We start from the raw sequence: 22,191 nt of genomic DNA, 5'->3' as shown, positions 1-22,191 counted from the left end.
AATCTGGGACGCCGTAGCGTCCCAGGTCATCAAGCTTCCAGGTCGGCGAGGTCGCCTTTTTCCTGTAGCCAGTTACGGCGGTCTTCAGAACGTTTTTTCGCGAGCAGCATGTCCATCACGCGCAGCGTCTGCTCAACATCATCATCGCTGACCGTCAGCTGCACCAGACGACGGGTGTTAGGGTCGAGCGTCGTTTCACGCAGCTGCAGCGGGTTCATCTCACCCAGACCTTTGAAGCGCTGCACGTTCGGTTTGCCTTTCTTACGCTTCAGCTGCTCCAGCACGCCCTCTTTCTCGTCTTCATCTAACGCGTAAAAGACTTCTTTGCCGAGATCGATGCGATACAGCGGTGGCATGGCGACATAAACATGGCCATGTTGCACCAGCGAGCGGAAGTGCTTCACAAACAGCGCACACAACAAGGTGGCGATGTGTAAGCCATCGGAGTCCGCATCCGCAAGGATACAGATCTTGCCGTAACGCAGCTGGCTCAGATCTTCACTGTCGGGATCGATACCGATCGCCACCGAGATGTCGTGCACTTCCTGCGATGCCAGCACTTCGTCTGACGACACTTCCCAGGTATTGAGGATCTTCCCTTTCAGCGGCATGATCGCCTGATATTCACGATCGCGCGCCTGCTTGGCCGATCCACCTGCGGAGTCCCCTTCCACCAGGAACAGTTCGGTGCGATTCAGATCCTGTGCACTACAGTCTGCCAGTTTGCCCGGCAGTGCCGGTCCGCTGGTGAGCTTTTTACGCACCACTTTCTTGGCCGCGCGCATACGGCGCTGAGCACTGGAGATTGCCAGTTCGGCCAGCATTTCGGCGGCTTGCACGTTCTGGTTCAGCCACAAGCTGAAGGCATCTTTAACGATAGCCGAGACAAATGCCGCGCACTGACGCGAAGAGAGACGCTCTTTGGTTTGACCGGCGAACTGCGGATCCTGCATTTTGACCGACAGCACGTAGGCGCAGCGATCCCAGATATCTTCCGCAGACAGTTTTACACCGCGTGGCAGGATATTGCGGAACTCGCAGAACTCACGCATCGCATCCAGCAAGCCCTGGCGCAGACCGTTGACGTGTGTCCCGCCTTGCATGGTGGGAATCAGGTTCACGTAGCTTTCAGTCAACAGTTCGCCGCCTTCTGGCAGCCACAGCAGCGCCCAATCCACCGCTTCAACATCACCCGCAAAGCTGCCGACAAAGGGTTTTTCCGGCAAGGTGGGGAGGCCGTTTACGGCTTCACTCAGGTAATCTGAAAGACCACCGTGATACAACCAGGTCTGCTCGGTATCGTTCACCTTGTCTTTGAAGACAATTTCCACGCCCGGACACAGCACCGCTTTGGCTTTCAACACATGCGTCAGGCGCGACACCGAGAAGCGTGGGCTGTCGAAGAAACTCTCATCCGGCCAGAAATGCACGCGCGTGCCAGTGTTACGTTTGCCGACCGTGCCGGTCACCGTCAGATCCTGCACTTTATCGCCATTTTCAAAGGCAATATCGTAGATCTCACCATTACGGCGCACGGTGACTTCAACACGTTTTGACAGGGCGTTGACCACCGAAATCCCCACGCCATGCAGGCCGCCGGAGAACTGGTAGTTTTTGTTGGAGAATTTACCGCCCGCATGCAGACGGCAAAGAATCAGCTCAACCGCTGGCACACCCTCTTCCGGGTGAATATCCACCGGCATGCCGCGACCGTCATCGATAACTTCCAGTGACTGATCGGCATGCAGGATCACTTCCACGCGTTTGGCGTGACCCGCCAGCGCCTCATCGACACTGTTATCGATCACTTCCTGGCCCAGATGGTTTGGGCGCGTGGTATCGGTGTACATCCCCGGACGACGACGCACCGGTTCAAGGCCGGTTAAGACCTCAATGGCATCGGCATTATAACTTGATTGGCTCATCGTAACTGTCTGATTAGCAATAGGAATAGGGGTCCATCTCGCAGCAATCAGGGAACATTTAATCCCAGAAAATCAATGATCTGCGCAAAATGGCGTTCGAATCCGATATAAGCATGATTGCCACCCTCTTCGACCGTTTGGCGGCATGCGCTGTAGTATTCCAGCGCCTGGCGGTAATCGAGCACTTCATCGCCGGTCTGTTGCAGCAGCCAGATTAAATCGGGCGCTTCGAGAGGGTCAATCTGCATGACTTTCAGATCGTAAATGTGGCGTGACTCTAACACATATTGCTGGCCGGTGTAGGGATTACGGTTCTCGCCGAGATAATCGACCAGCAGCTCAAACGGCCTCACAGCAGGATTGACCACCACCGCAGGCAGCATAAAGCATTGCGACAGCCAGGTAGCGAAGTAGCCCCCGAGCGACGATCCCACCAGGCCAAGTGGCTCACCGGCGTACTGCATCACCAGCTCTTCCAGCATGCTGGCGGCTTCGGCGGGAAACGTGGGCAGCTGTGGCACCAGCACGTTGATGTGCGGATGCTGTTGCGCTACCCACTGCTGCAGTTGTGTGGCTTTGGCCGATTGCGGAGAGCTGTTGAATCCGTGCAGATAGATCAGCGCCGCCATCGCTTAGTAGCCCTCGGAATCTAAATCGGGGCGGAACAGATCGCTTTGCAAACGATTCACTTCGGTTTCCAGTACGCCATCGGCCTTCAGGGTTAACCAGCGCCAACCCGGTGCCACGTCATCGATGGCGAAGTTGGTGCAATGCGGTTTGAACTGCACGCAGGTCGAAGGAGAAGCCAGCACGCGACGACCATGCCAGTCGAGATCTAATTCCTGATGAATGTGGCCACACACCAGATTACGCGCACGCGGGAAGTGTTGCAGCACCGCTTCTAATTGATGGGGATTGCGCAGGCTATGCTGATCCAGCCAGGTACAGCCGGAAGCGAGCGGATGGTGGTGCAGCAGCACTAGCGTATGGCGCTCAGGATGCTGGCGCAGCGCCTTGTCGAGCCACTCGAGCTGGTATTCGCTCAACATGCCATGCGGCACACCAAAGACCTGGCTATCCAGCAGCACCAGCTGCCAGTGTTCACCCAGCAGCACATGTTTATCGGAAGCGATTCCGGCATCGGCAAGTGTATTCACCATCGCGGGCTGAAAATCGTGATTACCCGGCAGCCAGACACACGGCTTTGGCAGGCGTGAAATGCCCGCTACAAAGTGTTGATAAGCTTCGACGGTGTGATCCTGGGCGAGATCGCCGGTAGCGATAATCAAATCATAATCGCGCTGTTGTGCCATGATGGCGTCCAGCACCGCATCAAAACTCGACCAGGTATTTACCCCAAGCAGCGATTGATGTTTTCCTGCAAAAAGATGGGTGTCCGTAATTTGTAAAATCCTGATATCGGCCCCATTTGCCGCAGGAAGAGTAAGCAGGCTATCCAAAGCGTTTCCTTTCTCTCCACGCCATAGTTGTATGCTATCAGCAGACCGGCACTGCTACAGCACCGTGCGCCAGACAATAGCGCAACCAATCTGCAAGAAACTGGTTAATCTGATGTTTTTCATCGCGCTGATGCAGTTTTTTATTAGGGTAATCATAGCGCGCTTTGAAACGATAGATCTGCTGAGTGGAACACACTTCAGCGACCATCGCATCATGGTACAGCCGAACGGACATGGATGGCAGGCTCCAGTAACTCACTGCCGGGGCCACCTGGCGAATCTCCACCAGCGTGGTATATCGCGTCGACTCTTGAATAGTCAGCTGATAACGGGCGCCGCTCACCTGATAGATCACCGACGCGCCTGCCTCGTCATCACGCGGCAGCAGGCGACGCAGTTGGGCGAAATTGGTTTCGCACAATCGCATCATTTCGGGAAAGTCAGGGGTATAGCGCTGTTTCATTTTAGCTTCCACTCTTGTCGTAGTTTTTCATGGTGCAACGCCAGCCATTGCAGGGCGATGACAGATGCCGCGTTATCAATAATCCCCTCTTCCACCCAGCGATAAGCCTGTTCGCGGCTCACCACATGGACAAGAATATCCTCATTCTCTTCCTCCAGCCCGTGATTTCCCTCTGCCAGGCTGGCATCCACTTCGCCCACCAGCACCGACAAACGTTCAGACGTTCCGCCTGGGCTGGCTAAGTAATTCACTATCGGTTTCACACGCCCGACCTTGAGGCCTGCTTCTTCTACTGCTTCACGTCGCGCCACATCTTCCGGCGTTTCACCGGGTTCAATGATACCGGCCACCATTTCCAGCAGCCAGGGCGTTGGGCTGGAATCATAAGCCGGGATGCGAATCTGTTCGATTAGCACCACTTCGTCGCGTAAGGGATCATAGGGTAGCAGCACGGCGGCGTGTCCGCGCTCAAAAACTTCGCGTACCACCTCACCGCTCATCTCGCCATTAAAGCGGCGATGGCGGAAACGGTAGCGGACAATGGAAAAAAAACCATCGTAGCGTGTATCGCGTGCAATAATTTCTACATCGTTTTTTGTGAAAGTCACAGGGGATTTTTTTTCACCCGCCATCATCTGGTTCCTTATGCAGATTGGGATGGAGCGAAGAAAAGCCAACCCTTGTGCTCCGTCCGAGTGGTTCTTTCTGAATTATTTACGTAAATTAGGGGAAGAAGGCACGTTCAGCCAACTTATCTCTGACGCCGCCTCTGTAGAATCGGCGATTATTTTTTGGCTTACCTGCAGCACTACCAGTGCAATTTGCTGCAACAAAAGGAATGCAAATGAAAAAACTGCTCCCACTTTTTATTGGGTTGAGCCTGGGCGGATTTAGCCTTGCCAGCCAGGCAGAGAACCTGTTGCAGGTTTACCAGCAGGCGCGCCTTAGCAACCCGGATCTGCGTGCTTCTGCCGCTGACCGTGATGCAGCCTTTGAGAAAATTAACGAAGCGCGTAGCCCTTTATTGCCACAGCTCGGTCTGGGCGCAGATTATACCTATAATAATGGTTACCGTGACAGCAGCGGTCTTCATTCCAACACGACCAGCGCTTCTCTGCAATTAACACAAACCATTTTCGATATGTCGAAATGGCGTGCGCTGTCGCTGCAGGAAAAAACCGCCGGAATTCAGGATGTCACCTATCAGGTCGCACAACAGGATCTGATTCTGAACACCGCAACCGCTTATTTCAACGTGTTGAAGGCGATTGATACCCTTTCTTACACAGAAGCGCAGAAACAGTCGATCTACCGCGAATTGGATCAAACCACCCAACGCTTCAACGTGGGTCTGGTGGCGATCACTGATGTGCAGAACGCCCGTGCGCAGTATGACAGCGTGCTGGCCAACGAAGTGACCGCGCGTAACAACCTCGATAATGCGGTGGAATCGCTGCGTCAGATCACCGGTATGGATTATCTGGCACTGGCTTCACTGAATATCGATCGTTTCAAAACCGCACGCCCGGATGCCGTTGCTTCCTTGCTGAAGCAGGCTGAAAGCCGCAATCTCAGCCTGTTATCTGCACGTTTGAGCCAGGACCTGGCGCGCGAGCAAATTCGCTCTGCTGAGTCGGGTCATATGCCAACGCTGGATCTGACTGCCTCTACCGGTGTGTCTAACAGCAAATATGGCGGCAGCCGTGCTAACCAGAGTGCTGGCACTACCGACTCCATCACGGGTTCCAACCAGGTTGGCCTGAGCTTCTCCCTGCCGCTGTACAGCGGTGGTTCAGTGACCTCGCAGGTGAAACAGGCGCAGTACAACTTTGTTGCCGCCAGCGAGCAGCTGGAAGGCGCACATCGTAGTGCGATCCAGACCGTGCGTTCTTCGTTCAACAACGTTAACGCCTCTATCAGTAGCATCGATGCTTACAAACAGGCCGTTGTGTCTGCTCAGAGTTCATTGGATGCGATGGAAGCCGGTTATCAGGTGGGTACCCGTACCATCGTTGATGTGCTGGATGCGACCACGACCCTGTTCAACTCTAAGCAGCAGCTTTCTGATGCGCGTTACAGCTACCTGATTAACCAGCTGAACATCAAATATGCGCTGGGTACGTTGAATGAGCAGGACTTGCAGCAACTGAACAGCACACTGGGCAAGGAAATCACCACCGCACCAGAAGTGGTGGCACCAGAAAACAGCCAGCAGGCTTCACGTGTTGATAATGGTCCGAAAACCTCGGCACCTTCAGCCGCCGCGAAAGCACGCCCGGCTGCCGCTCACAGCAGCGGAAATCCTTTCGGTAATTAATCCCTTAAGGGGCCGCTTGCGGCCCCTTTCGCATTCAAACGTATAACAACGTAAAGATCCCCCAGCCATCCGGCTTCTCGCTTCATTTTCCACCACTCATCACCTATCCTAAGCCCCACCTTTGGGCACAGGATGAAAATAATGAAACGGACTAAACATATTCGTCATGCCGCTTTTCGTAAAAGCTGGCAGGCACGCCATTTAACGCCAGTTGCACTCGCGGTTACCGCAGTGTTTATGCTGGCTGGCTGCGAACAGAGCGATGAGACAGTATCGCTGTACCAAAACGCGGATGATTGTGCGAAAGCTAACCCTAGCCAGAGCGCGCAATGTACCACTGCATATAACAATGCGAAGAAAGAAGCCGAACGCACCGCACCGAAATACGCCACGCGCGAAGATTGCGTCGCAGAGTTCGGTGAGAATCAGTGCCAGCAAACACCTGCTCAGGCCGGTGTCGGCACCACTAACAATGCCGAAGCGCAGCAGAGCGGTAGCTTCTGGATGCCGCTGATGGCCGGTTACATGATGGGTCGCATGATGGGCGGCGGCGCGGGCTTTGCGCAGCAACCGTTGTTCTCACCGAAAACCCCGAACAGCCCGGCTAACGGTCAGTTTGTCGATGCTTCAGGCAAAAACTATGGTGCCGCGACCTCAGGCCGTAGCATGAACGTGCCGAAAACCGCCATGGCACCTAAGCCAGCGACCACCTCCACCATCACGCGTGGTGGCTTCGGTGAGAGCGTTGCGAAACAAAACACCATGCAGCGCAGCAATGCCACCAGCACCAATCGCAGCAGCACTGGCAGCAGCCGCTCGATGGGAGGCTAAGCCGCAGTATGCAACGTATTGCTATCAGCGAACGTCCGGACTGGCGCGAAAAAGCCAACGAATATGGCTTCCAGTTTCACACCATGTACGGTGAACCTTACTGGTGTGAAGACGCTTATTACCAGTTCACCCTCGCACAGGTTGAGCAATTAGAAGATACCACCGCTGAACTGCATCAGATGTGTCTGCAGGCGGTGGAAAAAGTGGTGAACAGTGATGAACTGCTCACCCGCTTCTGCATTCCCAAACACACCTGGGACTTCGTACGAGACTCGTGGAAGCTGCGTCAGCCGTCGCTCTATTCCCGTCTGGATTTAGCCTGGGACGGTAAAGGCGATGCCAAGCTGCTGGAGAATAACGCCGACACGCCGACCTCTCTGTATGAAGCGGCCTTTTTCCAGTGGATCTGGCTGGAAGATCAAGTCAATGCGGGCAACCTGCCACAAGGCAGTGACCAGTTTAATAGCCTGCAGGAAAAGCTGATTGAGCGCTTTGCCGCGTTGCATCAGGAGCACGGTTTTAACTGGCTACACTTTGCCTGCTGCCGTGACACCGAAGAAGATCGTGCCACAGTGCAATACATGCAGGATTGCGCCACCGAAGCCGGCCTGCCGAATGAATTCCTGTATATCGATGATATTGGGTTGGGTGAAAGAGGCCAGTTTACCGATCAGCATGACCGGGTGATCAGCAACCTGTTTAAGCTTTATCCGTGGGAATTTATGCTGCGTGAAGTGTTCTCCACCAAGCTGGCAGATGCCGGTGTGCGTTGGTTGGAACCGGCGTGGAAAAGCATTATCTCGAATAAAGCGCTGCTGCCGCTGCTGTGGGAAATGTTCCCTGACCATCCCAATCTGCTGCCCGCCTACTTTGCCGACGACAAAAATGCCCCGCAGATGGACAAGTACGTGGTGAAACCGCTGTTTTCACGTGAAGGTGCCAATATTCGCATCATCGAAAATGGTCAGGAGATCGCCCGTGCTGAAGGTCCGTACGGCGAAGAGGGAATGATCATCCAGCAGTTCCATCCGTTGCCGAAGTTCGGCGACAGCTACACCTTGATCGGTAGCTGGCTGATTGACGATCAACCCGCTGGTATCGGCATTCGTGAAGATCGCGCGCTGATCACTCAGGATCTGTCACGCTTCTACCCGCATACCTTTATCGAATAAATGCTGTGCCGCCCGTCAGACGCGGGCGGCCAGTTCATTAACTTACCTGCACCGAAAGCATACTGATTGCGCCCATCTCCATCCCTTCCACAGGAATGCTGATCGACTCCTCAGCTGCACGCGCACCGAGGATATACAGCAACGGCAGATAGTGTTCTGGCGTTGGGTTGGACATCTCTGCACCTTCGTGCTGCAGATAATTCACCAACGGATGATCTGCTGCTTCACCGGCAAAGCTCAAATTCTCACGCACAAATTCATTGAAGCTTTCTGCCCATGGATAGCTTGTGGCGGCACCCTGCCAGCGCAGCATACGCAAGTTATGCACCACGTTACCGCTGGCGACGATCATCACGCCTTCGTCACGCAGTGACGCCAGTTTGCGACCTAATTCAAAGTGCCATTGCGCCGATTGCGTCCCATCGATACTTAACTGCACCACCGGGATATCGGCTTGCGGATACATTTTTGCCAGCACGCCCCATGAGCCGTGATCAAATCCCCACTCCTGGTCGGCATGGACGTCAATCGGTGCCAGCAGATCGATGACTTGCTGTGCCAGCTCAGGCGAACCCGGTGCTGGATAACGCACATCAAACAGCGCCTGCGGGAAGCCACCAAAGTCATGGATGGTGCGCGGATTATTCATGGCCGTCACCGCCGTACCGCGTGTGTACCAGTGTGCCGACACAGCGAGAATGGCGCGCGGACGTGGCAATGTTGCCCCCAGATGCTGCCATGCGCGGGTATAGGTATTGTCTTCCAGTACGTTCATCTGACTGCCGTGACCCAAAAACAGGGCGGGCATACGGTTGTGGCTCATGATGGTTCCTCTGACGAAAGTGTCGCTTTATTAGCCGCTACGATACGCGCTTTCGTGCCGGGATTAACGCTGATAACTGTGATGATCTCTATCAGGGAATTTGAATAAGAATTTGTGCAGTGGATGGGCGGTGAAAATGGGGTTTAAAAACGTACTTAAGCGCTATAAAAAATCCGCAGCCTGGAGAAGCTGCGGATTTTTTGGTGACGATAACTGAGGCTTAGCTTGCCTGCCGCGTTTCACGCTCGCGGCGATAAGCCACCAGATCTTCAATCGTCACGACCGGCATATCGTGTTGTTTGGCAAACACAATCGCTTCTGGCGCATGCGCCATGCTGCCGTCGTCATTGGTCAATTCACACAGCACACCGGCGGGTTTGAAACCTGCTAACGTCACCAAATCGATGGTGGCTTCAGTGTGACCACCACGCGTCAGCACACCACCTTCGCGCGCGCGCAGCGGGAAGACATGGCCTGGACGGTTGAGATCGCTCGGCTTAGCGCCATCTGCCACAGCGGCACGAATCGTGGTGACGCGGTCAGCGGCAGAAACACCGGTGGTAACACCTTCTGCGGCTTCAATGGTGACAGTAAAGCCAGTGCCATAAGAGCTGGTGTTGGTTTCTACCATCATCGGCAGATCCAACTGCTGGCGGCGCTCTTCAGTGATGCACAGGCAGACAATGCCGCTGCCGTGGCGAATAGTCAGTGCCATTTGCTCTACGGTCATGGTTTCGGCGGCAAAGATCATGTCACCTTCGTTTTCACGATTTTCATCGTCGAGCACCATCACACCGCGACCGTTACGCAGCGCATCGATGGCGCGTTCTACACGCTGTTCCGGCGTGCCAAATTCAGAAAGAAGCGTCTGATTCATGGTAAAAAACCTTATAAAAAATATATGAGTTACCAGAACCAGGGCGTGCTTAGGAGTGCGCAAATAATACACATGGCAAAAACGTGACGCGGGCGTAAGCCCGGCTGATGTCGTTACCCTCTCCCATCCGGACTCTAACCGTCGGCCCCGGAATTACACCGGATCTGCTGACCTTTCACTTTGCAGCGAAAGCGCTCGCGGGCTTTCAGCCGAAGCTGATTTACCGCCGGTGGGGAATTTCGCCCCGCCCTGAGAATAAGCGAGCTCACTATAACGCCAATCATCTGGACGGGCAATCGACAAAAGCGCAAATGCTTTTGCATTTACTGCGATGCGGAATTCAGGTTTAACCTTTTCGTTTCAGGCATTACACTTAACCTTTGTTGAGTCGGAACACGTGCTGTTATCAGCCACCGCAACCAGGAAATCATCATGATCGACACGAAAAAAATTGAACAACTGGCTCGCCAGGTCCATGAAGCTATGCCAAAAGGGATTCGCGACTTTGGCGACGATGTCGAAAAGAAAATTCGTCAGGTATTGCAGGCGCAGTTAACCCGCATGGATTTAGTTAATCGTGAAGAGTTTGATGTGCAGACGCAGGTACTGCTGCGCACGCGTGAGAAGCTGGCCGCACTGGAACAGCGCCTGGCAAAACTGGAAAGTGAGAGCCCAGCCGCACCGGCACCTGCGGTAGTGACACCGGATCCGGCGGGTAAAATCGACACTCCGCAGTAAACCACTGACTCGCCGGGCGTATATCGCTTGCCAGCACCCGTTGAGCATACATTGCTCGCAGACAATAACAGGCGGCCTTTTGGCCGCCTGTTGAGTTTGTATCCACTTGCCCTACGCTCGCCGTGAGTGACGGCGAATCGTCTGGAATCTTCGTATTAGCCGTGAGTGACGGCAATCGTCTGAACTCTCAGAGTTTGCCGTTAGTGGCTGCGAATCATTGGAAATCCCAGTGCTCGCCTGTAGTGACGGCGAATCATCTGGGATCTCAGTGCTCGCCGTTAGTGGCTGCGAATCGTCTTGATGATGTTAGTGGTGGAGATACCGTCTTCGAAATTCAGCACCCGCACGTCACCGCCGTTGGCCCAAACCTCTTTACTGCCCGCAATATCTTCCGGCTTATAATCGCCGCCCTTCACCAGCAGATCCGGTAACACACCCGCAATCAAACGCTGTGGCGTGTCTTCTTCAAACAGCACCACCCAATCCACCGCTTCCAGCGCACCAAGCACGATCATACGGTTTTCCTGCGGGTTAACCGGACGGGTTTCGCCTTTCAGACGTTTGGTGGAAGCATCACTGTTTACCGCAACAATCAGACGGTCGCCCAGCTTACGTGCGTTGGCAAGATAGGAAACGTGGCCTGCATGCAAGATGTCGAACACGCCGTTGGTCATCACCACTTTCTCACCGCGCTGACGCGCCAGCGCCACCGCTGCTTTAAGCTCGGCTTCGGTCATCACACCAAACCCGCTGTCGGGACGAGCATGAATGGCGTTTTCCAGTTCAACGATGCTTACGGTTGATGTCCCGAGTTTGCCCACGACCACGCCCGCTGCCGCATTGGCGAGGAAACAGGCTTCTTCCAGGCTGTCTCCGGCCGCCAGCACGGCGGCCAGCACGCCAATAACGGTGTCACCTGCACCGGTGACGTCAAACACTTCCTGCGCCTGCGTTGGCAGATGCAGCGGCGCTTTGCCCGGCTGCAGTAACGTCATGCCGTTTTCAGAACGGGTGACCAGCAGCGCGGAGAGCTCATAATCGGCGATGAGCTGCATGCCGCGATTCACAATCTCTTCCACGGTTTTGCATTTACCCACCACGGCTTCGAACTCAGACAGGTTAGGCGTCAGCAAAGTCGCACCGCGGTAGCGCTCAAAATCCGTGCCTTTCGGGTCGATCAACACCGGCACGTTGGCTTCACGCGCCAGCTGAATCATGGTTTGCACGCTGCTCAACGCGCCTTTGGCGTAATCTGACAGCACCAGTGCACCGGCCTGCGCCAGCGATTGACGCATACGATCGTGGATAGGCTGTGGATCAACCTGCTCGAAACCCTCTTCGAAATCGAGGCGGATCAGCTGCTGGTTGCGCGAAAGCACACGCAGTTTGGTGATGGTGGGATGGCTTTTCACCGCGACAAAATCACAATCGACTTTGACCTTTTCCAGCGTCTCGCTCAGCACACGTGCCGCATCGTCTTCACCCGTCAGGCCAATCAAACGCGAGCCCGCACCCAGTGCAGCAATGTTCATCGCCACGTTGGCCGCGCCGCCAGGACGCTCTTCGATGGTATCGACTTTCACCACCGGTACCGGGGCTTCAGGCGAGATACGGCTGGTTGGGCCATACCAGTAGCGATCTAACATGACATCGCCAACAACCAGCACAGCGGCTTTGCCAAAAGCGGGCAGCGTTACTTTCATTCCAAAGACTCCAGACTACGGTCAAAATTATGCGCGGATAATAACATACCCCGATGATACTTCGAGCCACAGGTGCGTGAGCTGCGCGCCTTCCTGTATGCCGGGTCACTAAGGGGCGAAGCGTTATTTTACGCTTCCGCGCTATCAGATTCGGTGGCAGCCAGCCAGCGTTGCCAGCTGCGATGCACGGCAGCCCGCTCAGTAGCAAAAGATTCCGGCGCGACGTGCCCCGGCAGCTCCTGCAATGCGAGATGATGCAATGCATCACGCAGCGTGACATATGCGTGAGTCAGCGCCTGCGCTTCCTCTGCATCCATGATCTCCTGACGCGCCATCAATTCAAAAATTCGCACATTGTCCGACCAACGCGTCAACGCAGGCTGCTCTGCCGCGTAGCCTAAGACAAGATATTGCGCGATGAATTCAATATCGGTGATGCCGCCTTCATCGGTTTTGATCTCCCAGCGTCCTTTGTGTTTGTTGCTCAGATGGGCACGCATTTTCTCGCGCATCTCTCGCACTTCTTTTTGCAGTGCAGGACGCTCACGCGGCAGGCAAAGAATGCCGCGACGGATGTTATTGAAACGATCGCAGAGCGCCGTTTCACCAAACACAATACGCGCGCGCACCAGCGCCTGATGTTCCCAGGTCCAGGCTTCATTACGCTGATAATCATCGAAGGCGGCAAAGGTACTCACCAGCATGCCCGCCGCGCCAGACGGACGCAGGCGCGCATCGACTTCATACAAGATGCCAGAGGAGGTGCGCGTGCTAAACAGATGCATCACGCGCTGCGCCAGCCGCAGGTAGAACTGGCGGCCATCAATCACGCGTTCGCCATCGGTTTCCGCATCGTCCGGGCAGTCATGCAGGAACACTAAATCCAGATCCGAGCTGTAACCCAACTCCCAGCCGCCCAGTTTGCCGTAGCCGACCACAGCAAAACCACGCTCGCTGTCGCTGGTGAGGTGCGAAGGGCGTCCATAGCGCTGCACCATCATTTGCCACGCTTGCTGCACCACCGATTCGATAATGGCTTCTGCCAGCCAGGTTAAGTGATCACTCACTTTCATCACCGGCAGCGTTTCAGCGATATCGGCCGCGGCAATGCGCAGATGCTGCGCCTGCTTGAACTGGCGCAGCGCTTCCAGCTGCTGTTCTTCATCATCGGTGGGAATACGCAGCAGATACTGGCGCAGTTCATCGCGATAGGCATCGGTAGCCGTGGGTTGATACAACGTGGCGGGATCGAGCAGTTCATCCAGCAACAGCGGATAACGTGCCAGCTGGCTGGCGACCATCGGCGAGGCGGCACATAGGCGGATCAGATGGCGCAGTGCCCCGTGATATTCCGTCAGCAGCTCCAGATAGGTGCTACGCGTCAATACACCGAGCAGCAACGGTGTCAAACGGCCCAGCACCACATCAGCATCTTCGCGTGGACAGACTTCGCTCAGCAGGCGCGGCATCAGTTGATCAAGCGCCAGACGCCCACGCGGGCCGATGGTACGGCGGCTGACATCCTGGCGGAAACTGTTCAGCGATTCGAAGAGCGCATGACGTTGCGCTTCGTTCAGCTGTGGCACAACAGGAATGAGATCGCTCTCCTCCAGCGTGTCCTGCCACAAACCAGCAAATTCTGCCAGCTGCGGTTGATCGTCCACGTCTGGTGCATCATCACCAATGAGTTCATGAAAGATGCTGCGCACTCCCGCCATCTGCTGTTCAAGTTGCACCATCAGCGCATCCCAATCCGCCGCGCCCATCGCCCAGGCTAAACGCTGACGATCAAGCGGGTTTTCCGGCAGGGTTTGCGTCTGCTCATCATTGATGCTTTGCAGCAGATTTTCCAGACGACGCAGGAACAGATAGGCCGCACGCAAATGTTCCACCTGCGCCGGACTCAGCAAGGCCAGTTCACCAATCGCCTGCAGCGTTGGCAGCAGGGAACGGAGCTGAAGTGAGCGCTCACGTCCACCACGAATGAGCTGGAACACCTGTACGATAAATTCGGTTTCGCGAATGCCGCCCGCGCCGAGTTTGATGTTGTCTTTCAGGCCACGACGCCGCACTTCACGGGCAATCATGCCTTTCATGTTGCGCAGCGACTGAATCACACTGAAATCGATGTAGCGGCGATAGACGAACGGCCGCAGCATCTGCTGCAACTCCTGACTCCAGTGGCCTTGATCGTCGCCCATCAGGCGCGCTTTAACCATCGCATAGCGCTCCCAGTCACGCCCCTGCTCCTGGTAGTAGTCTTCCAGCGCTGCAAAACTCAGCACCAGCGGGCCACTGTCACCAAACGGTCGCAGGCGCATGTCCACGCGATAGACGAAACCATCCACGGTAGGCTGATCCAGCACTTTGATCAGGCGCTGGCCCATGCGGGTAAAGAATTGGGCGTTATCGAGTTCGCGACGGCCACCTTGCGTCACGCCGTTTTCCGGCCAGGCAAAGATCAGGTCGATATCGGAAGAGAAGTTGAGTTCGCCGCCGCCCAGCTTGCCCATGCCGAGGATAAGCATGGGCTGCGCTTCACCGGCTTCATTGCACGGCGTGCCGAAATCGCGGCTGCAATCCTGCCACACCCAATCACGAGCGGCAGCGATGAGAATCTCCGCCAGCGTGCTGAGTTGTGTCAGGCTCTGTTCGGTGCTGGCATGTTGTAGCGCCTGCATCCACGCCATACGCACCAGCATATGGCGGCGGAACAGACGCAGTTCGCGCATCAGGGAAGTTTCATTTTCCACGCCCGCCAGCGCCTGTTTCAGCCAGGTGCTGTAGTGCTGCCACTCATCTGGTGCAGGCGGTTGCTGCTGGAGTTGTTGCCACCACTCCGGATGCTGCTGCAGGTTATCAACGATAAAGTCACTAAAGGTCAGCGCGCCCGCCTGCTCTGCCGTAAAGGCGGAAGGCGGCATATTCAGGCGCTCGGCCACGTTAGCTAACTGCGCCTGCATCAGCGCCGGTAACGGTAACAACATCTTCCCTCCCTGATTCGATTGTGCGTCCGGCTTAGCGTTTCACTCCGCTATTCAGCCAGAACGGCGATGGCCGAATGGCCAGATTAACCAGTTGAATCAACCCGCGGTCCTGCTGGATGCGGATCGCATGCTGCAGTTCCTGCCAGCCTGCCAGCCAGACATTCACCTCTTCCGCTGGGTAAGCCCCTGCCAGCAGATGCACCGCTAGCAGCTGGCGATTCAGGCGCGTGGATTTGTCCTGGAATTCGTTGAACAGCTGCACATCGACGAAGGTCTCACGCAGATCGGCAGCAATACGGCTGAGCATGATGTCGCTGAAGCGTTTGAACGAACCCTGCAGCTTGCTTTTGCTCTTATCATCCAGCCAGTTCTGCCATTGTGACTCCACTAGCCAGTGAGTAAGTGCTAACTGAGCACCAACAGAGACAGGCGAGAAACAGGCGGTTTCCGCATCAATTTCCGCATCCGCTAACAGCTCATCCAGACGAGTCAGTTTCTGACGCAGATCGCTGCTCGCCTTGCGCGGTACCAGCGCACCAAACAGCGAAAACGCCTGACGCAGGGTTTCCAGCGCATCCATCACCGCTTCTTTGGCATCGGCATTTCCGCGCAGCCAGACTTCTTCGTGATACTGCCACTGGTTAAGACCGGCGGTCATTGCATTGACCATGCCCTGCTCTACCGTGGCTTTGGCACCGATTTTTTGCAGCGCTAACGCACGCAGTGGGCGGGCAGGATTGCCCTGAGCCAGCTGATAACCGCGCGCCGCTTTGCTCAAACTGCCCAGGCGCAGGCCGCCAGCGGTGCTCAAGGCTTCTGCGAACTGCAGCATGTCGGCACGCTGGCCGCTTTTCAGCTCCAGCTCGACTTCATACAACGGCTCGCTCAATTCGCCTGCGGCGACGTCTCCGCGATCAAACGCCACTTCAATTTCGCTCTCACCAAACTGCACCAGCCAGGCTTCACGCTGGAAATGGGTGCTGAACAGCGGTTGCAGGCGCTGCTGTAATGCCGCGACATCGGTGCCTTCTGGCCAGATTTCGGCCGGCAGCTGGGCGATATCCAGCGTAGGCTCAGTGAGGTCGACGTTATATTCCGGGCGCTGATGCAGACCGCCCACGGTTTTTCCGGCGGCCTTCAGCGTCATCTCATAACGCTGATCGACACCGCGGATGCGCAGGCCCATATCCCAACGACGTAGCTGATTGTCATCGGTCTCAAAATAGATGTTAGTCAGCTCGCGTGCGGCGAAGTGCTGATGTGGCCACGCGGCAAGGGTTTCACCGAGTTTTTCGGCGGCTTGTGGTGTGGCAATGAACTTTAATTCGATTTCGATGGTCATAATTTTTTATTCAATACGCTGCTGGCACTTACGAGTTTAATCTGGCGAAGAGTAATGCACCGGAAGCCCGCTGTCTCCGCTTTCTTGTGCTTTTACGACCCTTTTCGCACCAGATTGAGACCAGGATAGTTCTCATTCAGATTTTTGAGAAGCGTCTCCAGACTGTGCCGGTAATTTTACGCCATTAAGAAAAAACGACATCGAATGAAAAAAATCACACTTGCTGCCCTTTCTTTGCTGGCATTTAGCGCCATCGCCCCCGTTCATGCTGCTGACGAAAAGCGTTATATCTCCGATGAATTATCCACTTGGGTACGCAGCGGTCCGGGCGATCAATATCGCTTGATTGGCAAGCTGAATGCCGGAGAGGAAGTCACCTTGTTGCAGGTCAACAACGATTCCCAATATGGTCAGATTCGTGATGCCGAAGGGAAAACCAACTGGATCCCACTGTCCCAGTTGAGTGCCGAACCTAGCCTGCGCACCCGCGTGCCGCAGCTGGAGCAACAGGTCAAAGATCTCACCGCTAAGCTGGCGAATATCGACAACAGCTGGAATCAGCGCACCTCTGAAATGCAGAGCAAAGTGGCGAACAGCGACGGCACCATTGACGGCCTGAAAGCGGAAAATCAGAAGCTGAAAAATGAGCTGATTGTCGCACAGAAGAAAGTCAGCGCCGCGAACGTCCAGCTGGATGACAAACAGCGCACCATCATCATGCAGTGGTTTATGTATGGTGGCGGCGTGTTGGGTGTCGGCTTACTGCTTGGTTTGGTATTGCCGCACATGGTGCCACGCCGTAAGAAAAATGATCGCTGGATGAACTAAACCGCCACGCCGATTTGTTCTTTTCTTCAAGGGGATCGTAAGATGCCCCTTTTGGCGTGCCCGATATTTAGCCAAAGTATGCAACAATAACGCAACATGCGTGCACGGCGCGCAGAATACATTGCCTCTGGAGTGGTTGAGTGAAGACGTTTCTGGTCGGTGGCGCGGTGCGTGATGCCTTACTGCGTTTGCCGGTAAAAGATAGAGATTGGGTGGTGGTCGGTGCCACACCTGAAGCGATGCTGGCACAAGGTTATCAGCAGGTGGGCCGGGATTTTCCGGTTTTTTTGCACCCACGCAGTCGTGAAGAGTATGCACTGGCGCGTACCGAGCGCAAAAATGGCAAAGGCTACATCGGTTTTGTCACACAATTTGCCCCGGACGTGACGCTGGAGCAGGATTTGCAGCGCCGCGATCTCACCATCAATGCCATTGCGCAGGCCGACGACGGCAGCTTAATCGACCCTTATCGCGGGCAGCAGGATTTGGCGAATCGCACCCTGCGCCATGTCTCCGCCGCCTTTAACGAAGATCCGCTGCGCGTCCTGCGCGTGGCTCGTTTCGCTGCCCGTTTTGCCCACCTCAATTTCCGTGTCGCGGATGAAACTCAGGCCTTAATGCGTGAGATGGCGGAGAGCGGCGAGTTAGCTGACCTCACGGCCGAACGCGTGTGGAAAGAGACCGAAAAAGCCCTGCTGACCCGCAACCCGCAGGTCTATTTTCAGGTATTGCGTGACTGCGGTGCGTTGCAGGTGCTGTTCCCGGAGCTGGATAACCTGTACGGCATTCCGGCGCCGATCAAATGGCATCCCGAAATTGATACCGGCGTGCACGCGTTAATGACGCTGACGATATCTGCCGCCCTTTCAGATGAGTTGGACGTGCGCTTTGCCACGCTGTTCCACGATGTCGGTAAGGCGCTGACGCCGCCGGAAAAATGGCCGAGCCATCATGGTCACGGTTTAGCTGGCGTCCCGATTGTCGAAGCACTGTGCCAGCGGCTGCGCGTATCCAATCAGGTACGCGACCTGGCGTTAATCGTCACCGAATTCCACGATATCGTCCACACCATTGAGCGTCAGTCTGCGGAGTCACTGGTGGCTCTGTTTGATCGCATTGATGCTTGGCGTAAGCCCGATCGCGTTGAGAAGATGGCGCTAACCAGCGAAGCTGATGCGCGCGGTCGCACCGGAATGGAAAGCCTGGCCTATCCACAAGGCGATTATCTACGTCAGGCGTTTGCACTGTCTCAGGCGGTGCCGACGAAGGATGTAGTTGCAGCAGGTTTTAAAGGCCCAGCCGTGCGGGAAGAGTTGACGCGTCGTCGGGTGATGGCGGTACAGGAAGGGTTGATCAACGTGCGGCCAGCATAACTGGCCGCACGCCGCGCTTACATGAAGATTGCGTAAACTGCCGCCGCCACGATAAAGCGATAGATAGCGAACGAGACAAACGAAATACGCTTAATCAGTTCCAGGAACACTTTGATGGCCAGCAGCGCTACGATAAAAGCGGTCACGAAGCCGACGGCGAACATCGGGAAATCCTGCATCGTCAGGAAGCCCATGCTCTTGTAAAGATCCAAGCCGGTCGCACCAATCATCATCGGCACCGCAAGGATGAACGAGAACTCCGATGCGGCATAACGACTCACGCCCATCAGCATACCGCCAGAAATGGTGGCACCCGAACGCGAGAAGCCCGGCCACAGCGCCAGACACTGGAAGCAGCCAATCATAAACGCCTGGCGGTAAGTGATATCATCGATACCTACCGCTTTTGGCTGTTTCGGCTTGAAGTACTCCGCGACCAACAGCAACACACCACCAACGACCAGCGCGTACATCACGTTAATCGGATTAAACAGGCTTTTGATTTGATCGTGGAGCACCAGACCAATCACCACCGCGGGAACCATACCTAACAGGATGTGAATCAGCGTCAGTTTTCCGGTTCCGGTGCCTTCATGCGGCTCCTTACCGAAGTGAATACCAATCAGTCCGAACAGGCGGCGCCAGAACATCACCACTACTGCTAAAATTGAACCCAGCTGAATGACAACTTCAAAGGTTTCAGCTTTATCACCCTCAAAACCCAACAGATGGCCAACAATGATCATATGGCCCGTAGAAGAGACCGGCAGGAATTCCGTGAGGCCTTCCACAACCCCCAGGATTGCAGCAACCCAAAGCTGGTGAATATCTGCCATCAAAATTTTTCCTCTATCCGTTTTAAACAGTAAAAAGGCGGTCGCAAGGTGCTACCGCCTAAAATTATGCCTGCGCCACGCTGAAGGAAACCTTAAGAAAATCGGCAACTTCGCGTCCGTTAGCGCAACGGCCTCAAGTGAGACACACCATAATTTGGTTTGGTTTCATTGTGATGGCAATCACGGATGATTTATTTAGGAATAGTCCCGCGCTCAATACGCACGCCAACGGTCGCTGCCTGGGCCACCGCGCCAGGTTTCCCGACCTTGATACGTACACCGGGAGTTTTGAAACGATTCATCAACAGATCGGCAATTTCCTCCGCCACGCGTTCGACTAAGGCAAAGCGCTGGCCCTGCAGATGATTGAGGATAACCTCGGTGACATCGGCATAGCTCAGACAGTCGTTCACATCGTCACTCACCGCGGCACGACGGTTGTCCCACGCCATTTCGACATCGAGCACCAGCTTCTGCTGCATGCCCTGTTCCCAGTCGTAAACGCCAATGGTGGTGAACACGGTGAGTTGTTCTATAAATACGATATCCATGATGTCAGTCTCTGTTTTTGGCTAAGCCGGATACCACTTCCGGCGGATTATGCGTATTATCCACGCTTATCGAGAACAAAACGACCCAAAAGGAACGGTACGACGCTATGAGTGCTATCGCGCTTGGTATGATTATTTTCGCGTATCTTTGCGGCTCGATTTCCAGTGCGATCCTGGTTTGTAAACTCGCGCGCTTACCCGATCCGCGTACCGCTGGCTCCGGCAACCCAGGCGCGACCAACGTGTTGCGCATTGGTGGCAAAGCCGCTGCGGCTGCGGTACTGATTTTCGACGTGGCAAAAGGGATGATTCCGGTATGGATCGCCTATCTGCTGCACGTCACGCCGATGTATCTCGGCTTGACCGCGATTGCTGCCTGCCTCGGCCATATCTATCCGGTGTTCTTCCGTTTTCGTGGCGGTAAAGGCGTGGCGACGGCGTTTGGTGCGATTGCGCCGATTGGCTGGGATTTGACGGGATTGATGACCGGCACCTGGCTGCTGACGGTACTGCTGAGCGGCTACTCCTCGCTGGGTGCGATAGTCAGTGCGCTGATCGCGCCGTTTTACGTGTGGTGGTTCAAACCCCAGTTTACCTTCCCGGTTTCGATGCTCTCCTGTTTGATTCTGTTGCGCCATCACGACAACATCCAGCGCCTGTGGCGCGGCCAGGAAAATAAGATCTGGAAGCGGAAGAAGAAGAAATAAAAAAACCGGCGCGATGCCGGTTTTTTCGTTTTAGATGGCGGGCAATTCTGCCAGTGGCCAACGTGGCCGGACGCTGACGCCCAACTCACCGCGCGTACCGCCTTTCAGCCGCACCATGCCCGCATAGGCAATCATCGCACCGTTATCGGTGCAGAACTCCGGACGCGCGTAAAACACCTCGCCACCGCGCTTTTGCATCATCTCGGCCATGCGCTCACGCAGCGTGCGGTTGGCGCTGACACCACCGGCAATCACCAGGCGTTTAAAGCCGGTCTGCTCCAGCGCGCGTTTGCACTTGATCATCAGCGTATCCACCACTGCATCCTCAAACGCACGAGCGATATCGGCACGCGCCTGCTCATCGCCGTTATGTTCACGAATGGTGTTAGCGGCGAAGGTTTTCAAACCCGAGAAGCTGAAATCCAGCCCTGGGCGATCGGTCATCGGGCGCGGGAATTTGAAGCGACCCGGCGTGCCCTGCTGCGCCATGCGTGACAGCATCGGCCCGCCTGGATAATCCAGACCGAGCAGTTTGGCGGTTTTATCGAAAGCTTCACCCGCCGCATCGTCAATCGATTCGCCCAGCAAAGTGTATTCACCAATGCCAGTGACGCTGATTAACTGCGTGTGACCGCCGGAGACCAGCAGTGCCACAAACGGAAACTCCGGTGGATTCTCTTCCAGCATCGGTGCCAGCAAATGGCCTTCCATATGATGAACTGGCACGGCAGGCACATTCCACGCGAACGCCAATGCACGGCCGACAGTCGCCCCGACTAATAGCGCCCCGACCAAACCTGGACCGGCGGTATAGGCCACGGCATCAATGTCTTTTGCGGCTAATCCGGCTTCTTTCAGCGCAGCCTGAATCAGCGGAACGGTTTTGCGCACGTGGTCACGTGAGGCCAGTTCGGGCACTACGCCACCGTAATCGGCGTGCAGTTTGACCTGGCTATATAATTGATTCGCCAACAGACCGGACGCATCGTCATAAATCGCGATGCCGGTTTCATCGCAGGACGTTTCAATACCCAGAACTCGCATAGCTTTTATCACCCTCTTCTTGCGGCGCGCAGTGTAGCACAGGCGAATCACACGCTGGACGACTTTGCCAGGAAAAAGTGTTTTTCTGTCGCACAAAGAGTGCGCTATACTCCACGGCCTGAAAAAACCGGCAGCCGCGATGGCATATGTCTCTGTTGGTTCTAAATTGTTCATGGTGCTTTACAACTCGGCTACGGCTGGAGTAAAATGCTGC

The 22,191-nt window shown here is 55.3% G+C and carries 20 protein-coding genes and 1 riboswitch; of the genes, 7 read left to right on the top strand and 13 right to left on the bottom strand.

Annotated elements, in window-relative coordinates:
- Positions 1 to 29: 29 nt before the first annotated feature.
- Genes parE through nudF form a run of 5 tightly spaced genes read right to left on the bottom strand, consistent with a single transcriptional unit; the run spans position 30 to position 4,480 of the window.
- Positions 30 to 1,925 (bottom strand): DNA topoisomerase IV subunit B, encoded by a 1,896-nt coding sequence (gene parE / locus LH22_RS05325; protein ID WP_038644682.1) that lies wholly within the window; start codon positions 1,923 to 1,925, stop codon positions 30 to 32.
- A gap of 47 nt (positions 1,926 to 1,972) precedes the next feature.
- Complete coding sequence (gene yqiA / locus LH22_RS05320) at positions 1,973 to 2,554, bottom strand: esterase YqiA (RefSeq protein ID WP_038644680.1); 582 nt, start codon at positions 2,552 to 2,554, stop codon at positions 1,973 to 1,975.
- A 3-nt stretch (positions 2,555 to 2,557) separates the two neighbouring features.
- Positions 2,558 to 3,385, bottom strand: a complete 828-nt coding sequence (cpdA, locus tag LH22_RS05315; RefSeq protein WP_038644678.1) for a 3',5'-cyclic-AMP phosphodiesterase — start codon at positions 3,383 to 3,385, stop codon at positions 2,558 to 2,560.
- A 37-nt stretch (positions 3,386 to 3,422) separates the two neighbouring features.
- Entirely contained in the window at positions 3,423 to 3,848 is a 426-nt protein-coding gene (locus tag LH22_RS05310) for a DUF1249 family protein (protein ID WP_034828381.1), read from the bottom strand.
- Positions 3,845 to 4,480, bottom strand: a complete 636-nt coding sequence (gene nudF, locus LH22_RS05305; RefSeq protein WP_034828380.1) for an ADP-ribose diphosphatase — start codon at positions 4,478 to 4,480, stop codon at positions 3,845 to 3,847. Before nudF ends, LH22_RS05310 begins: the two co-directional genes overlap by 4 nt.
- A 212-nt stretch (positions 4,481 to 4,692) precedes the next feature.
- Here nudF and tolC point away from each other — a divergent pair, with 212 nt between their 5' ends.
- The 3 genes from tolC (at position 4,693) to LH22_RS05290 (ending at position 8,168) form a co-directional block, all read left to right on the top strand.
- The gene (gene tolC / locus LH22_RS05300) at positions 4,693 to 6,165 is read left to right on the top strand and encodes an outer membrane channel protein TolC (RefSeq protein ID WP_038644675.1); all 1,473 of its coding nucleotides are present in this window, start codon (positions 4,693 to 4,695) and stop codon (positions 6,163 to 6,165) included.
- Between the two features lie 141 nt (positions 6,166 to 6,306).
- Positions 6,307 to 6,996, top strand: coding sequence for a DUF1190 family protein (locus LH22_RS05295; RefSeq protein WP_038644673.1), 690 nt, complete (start codon positions 6,307 to 6,309; stop codon positions 6,994 to 6,996).
- An 8-nt stretch (positions 6,997 to 7,004) separates the two neighbouring features.
- The gene (locus LH22_RS05290) at positions 7,005 to 8,168 is read left to right on the top strand and encodes a glutathionylspermidine synthase family protein (RefSeq protein ID WP_038644671.1); all 1,164 of its coding nucleotides are present in this window, start codon (positions 7,005 to 7,007) and stop codon (positions 8,166 to 8,168) included.
- A 37-nt stretch (positions 8,169 to 8,205) separates the two neighbouring features.
- Here LH22_RS05290 and ygiD read toward each other — a convergent pair whose 3' ends face one another.
- The gene (gene ygiD / locus LH22_RS05285; RefSeq protein WP_038644670.1) at positions 8,206 to 8,991 is read right to left on the bottom strand and encodes a 4,5-DOPA dioxygenase extradiol; all 786 of its coding nucleotides are present in this window, start codon (positions 8,989 to 8,991) and stop codon (positions 8,206 to 8,208) included.
- A gap of 220 nt (positions 8,992 to 9,211) precedes the next feature.
- Positions 9,212 to 9,868, bottom strand: a complete 657-nt coding sequence (gene ribB / locus LH22_RS05280; protein WP_034828370.1) for a 3,4-dihydroxy-2-butanone-4-phosphate synthase — start codon at positions 9,866 to 9,868, stop codon at positions 9,212 to 9,214.
- Positions 9,869 to 9,979: 111 nt separating this feature from the next.
- Positions 9,980 to 10,129: riboswitch (FMN riboswitch) on the bottom strand.
- Between the two features lie 171 nt (positions 10,130 to 10,300).
- On the opposite strand from ribB, the gene ubiK reads away from it, so the two are divergent.
- Positions 10,301 to 10,606 (top strand): ubiquinone biosynthesis accessory factor UbiK, encoded by a 306-nt coding sequence (ubiK, locus tag LH22_RS05275; protein ID WP_034828368.1) that lies wholly within the window; start codon positions 10,301 to 10,303, stop codon positions 10,604 to 10,606.
- 278 nt (positions 10,607 to 10,884) lie between these two features.
- Here ubiK and hldE read toward each other — a convergent pair whose 3' ends face one another.
- From hldE to LH22_RS05260, 3 genes are all read right to left on the bottom strand, one after another.
- Positions 10,885 to 12,309 (bottom strand): bifunctional D-glycero-beta-D-manno-heptose-7-phosphate kinase/D-glycero-beta-D-manno-heptose 1-phosphate adenylyltransferase HldE, encoded by a 1,425-nt coding sequence (gene hldE / locus LH22_RS05270; protein ID WP_038644667.1) that lies wholly within the window; start codon positions 12,307 to 12,309, stop codon positions 10,885 to 10,887.
- A gap of 128 nt (positions 12,310 to 12,437) precedes the next feature.
- Positions 12,438 to 15,296 (bottom strand): bifunctional [glutamate--ammonia ligase]-adenylyl-L-tyrosine phosphorylase/[glutamate--ammonia-ligase] adenylyltransferase, encoded by a 2,859-nt coding sequence (gene glnE, locus LH22_RS05265; RefSeq protein WP_038644665.1) that lies wholly within the window; start codon positions 15,294 to 15,296, stop codon positions 12,438 to 12,440.
- A 31-nt stretch (positions 15,297 to 15,327) separates the two neighbouring features.
- The gene (locus LH22_RS05260) at positions 15,328 to 16,638 is read right to left on the bottom strand and encodes an inorganic triphosphatase (RefSeq protein WP_038644664.1); all 1,311 of its coding nucleotides are present in this window, start codon (positions 16,636 to 16,638) and stop codon (positions 15,328 to 15,330) included.
- Between the two features lie 204 nt (positions 16,639 to 16,842).
- On the opposite strand from LH22_RS05260, the gene LH22_RS05255 reads away from it, so the two are divergent.
- Together LH22_RS05255 and LH22_RS05250 are read left to right on the top strand one after the other, a co-directional pair.
- Positions 16,843 to 17,466: a TIGR04211 family SH3 domain-containing protein gene (locus LH22_RS05255; protein WP_034828360.1), complete on the top strand. Its 624-nt coding sequence runs from the start codon at positions 16,843 to 16,845 to the stop codon at positions 17,464 to 17,466.
- Positions 17,467 to 17,606: 140 nt separating this feature from the next.
- Entirely contained in the window at positions 17,607 to 18,839 is a 1,233-nt protein-coding gene (locus LH22_RS05250; protein WP_038644663.1) for a multifunctional CCA addition/repair protein, read from the top strand.
- 17 nt (positions 18,840 to 18,856) lie between these two features.
- Here the strand turns inward: LH22_RS05250 and bacA are convergent, their stop codons facing one another.
- On the bottom strand, positions 18,857 to 19,675 hold the full coding sequence (bacA, locus tag LH22_RS05245; protein WP_038644661.1) for an undecaprenyl-diphosphate phosphatase: 819 nt from the start codon (positions 19,673 to 19,675) through the stop codon (positions 18,857 to 18,859).
- Between the two features lie 191 nt (positions 19,676 to 19,866).
- Complete coding sequence (gene folB, locus LH22_RS05240) at positions 19,867 to 20,226, bottom strand: bifunctional dihydroneopterin aldolase/7,8-dihydroneopterin epimerase (RefSeq protein ID WP_034828354.1); 360 nt, start codon at positions 20,224 to 20,226, stop codon at positions 19,867 to 19,869.
- A 107-nt stretch (positions 20,227 to 20,333) separates the two neighbouring features.
- Between folB and plsY the strand changes: the two genes are divergently transcribed.
- The gene (plsY, locus tag LH22_RS05235; protein WP_034828352.1) at positions 20,334 to 20,933 is read left to right on the top strand and encodes a glycerol-3-phosphate 1-O-acyltransferase PlsY; all 600 of its coding nucleotides are present in this window, start codon (positions 20,334 to 20,336) and stop codon (positions 20,931 to 20,933) included.
- A gap of 30 nt (positions 20,934 to 20,963) precedes the next feature.
- On the opposite strand, the gene tsaD is transcribed toward plsY, so the two are convergent.
- A complete protein-coding gene (gene tsaD / locus LH22_RS05230) occupies positions 20,964 to 21,977 on the bottom strand; it encodes a tRNA (adenosine(37)-N6)-threonylcarbamoyltransferase complex transferase subunit TsaD (RefSeq protein WP_038644658.1) in 1,014 nt (337 codons plus the stop codon).
- Positions 21,978 to 22,191 lie beyond the last annotated feature (214 nt).

Source organism: Pantoea rwandensis, from assembly GCF_000759475.1.
In the GTDB taxonomy this organism is placed as follows: Bacteria; Pseudomonadota; Gammaproteobacteria; order Enterobacterales; family Enterobacteriaceae; genus Pantoea; species Pantoea rwandensis_B.
Note: the sequence above shows the minus strand (reverse complement) of the source record. Positions and strands in the feature narration are given on the sequence as shown.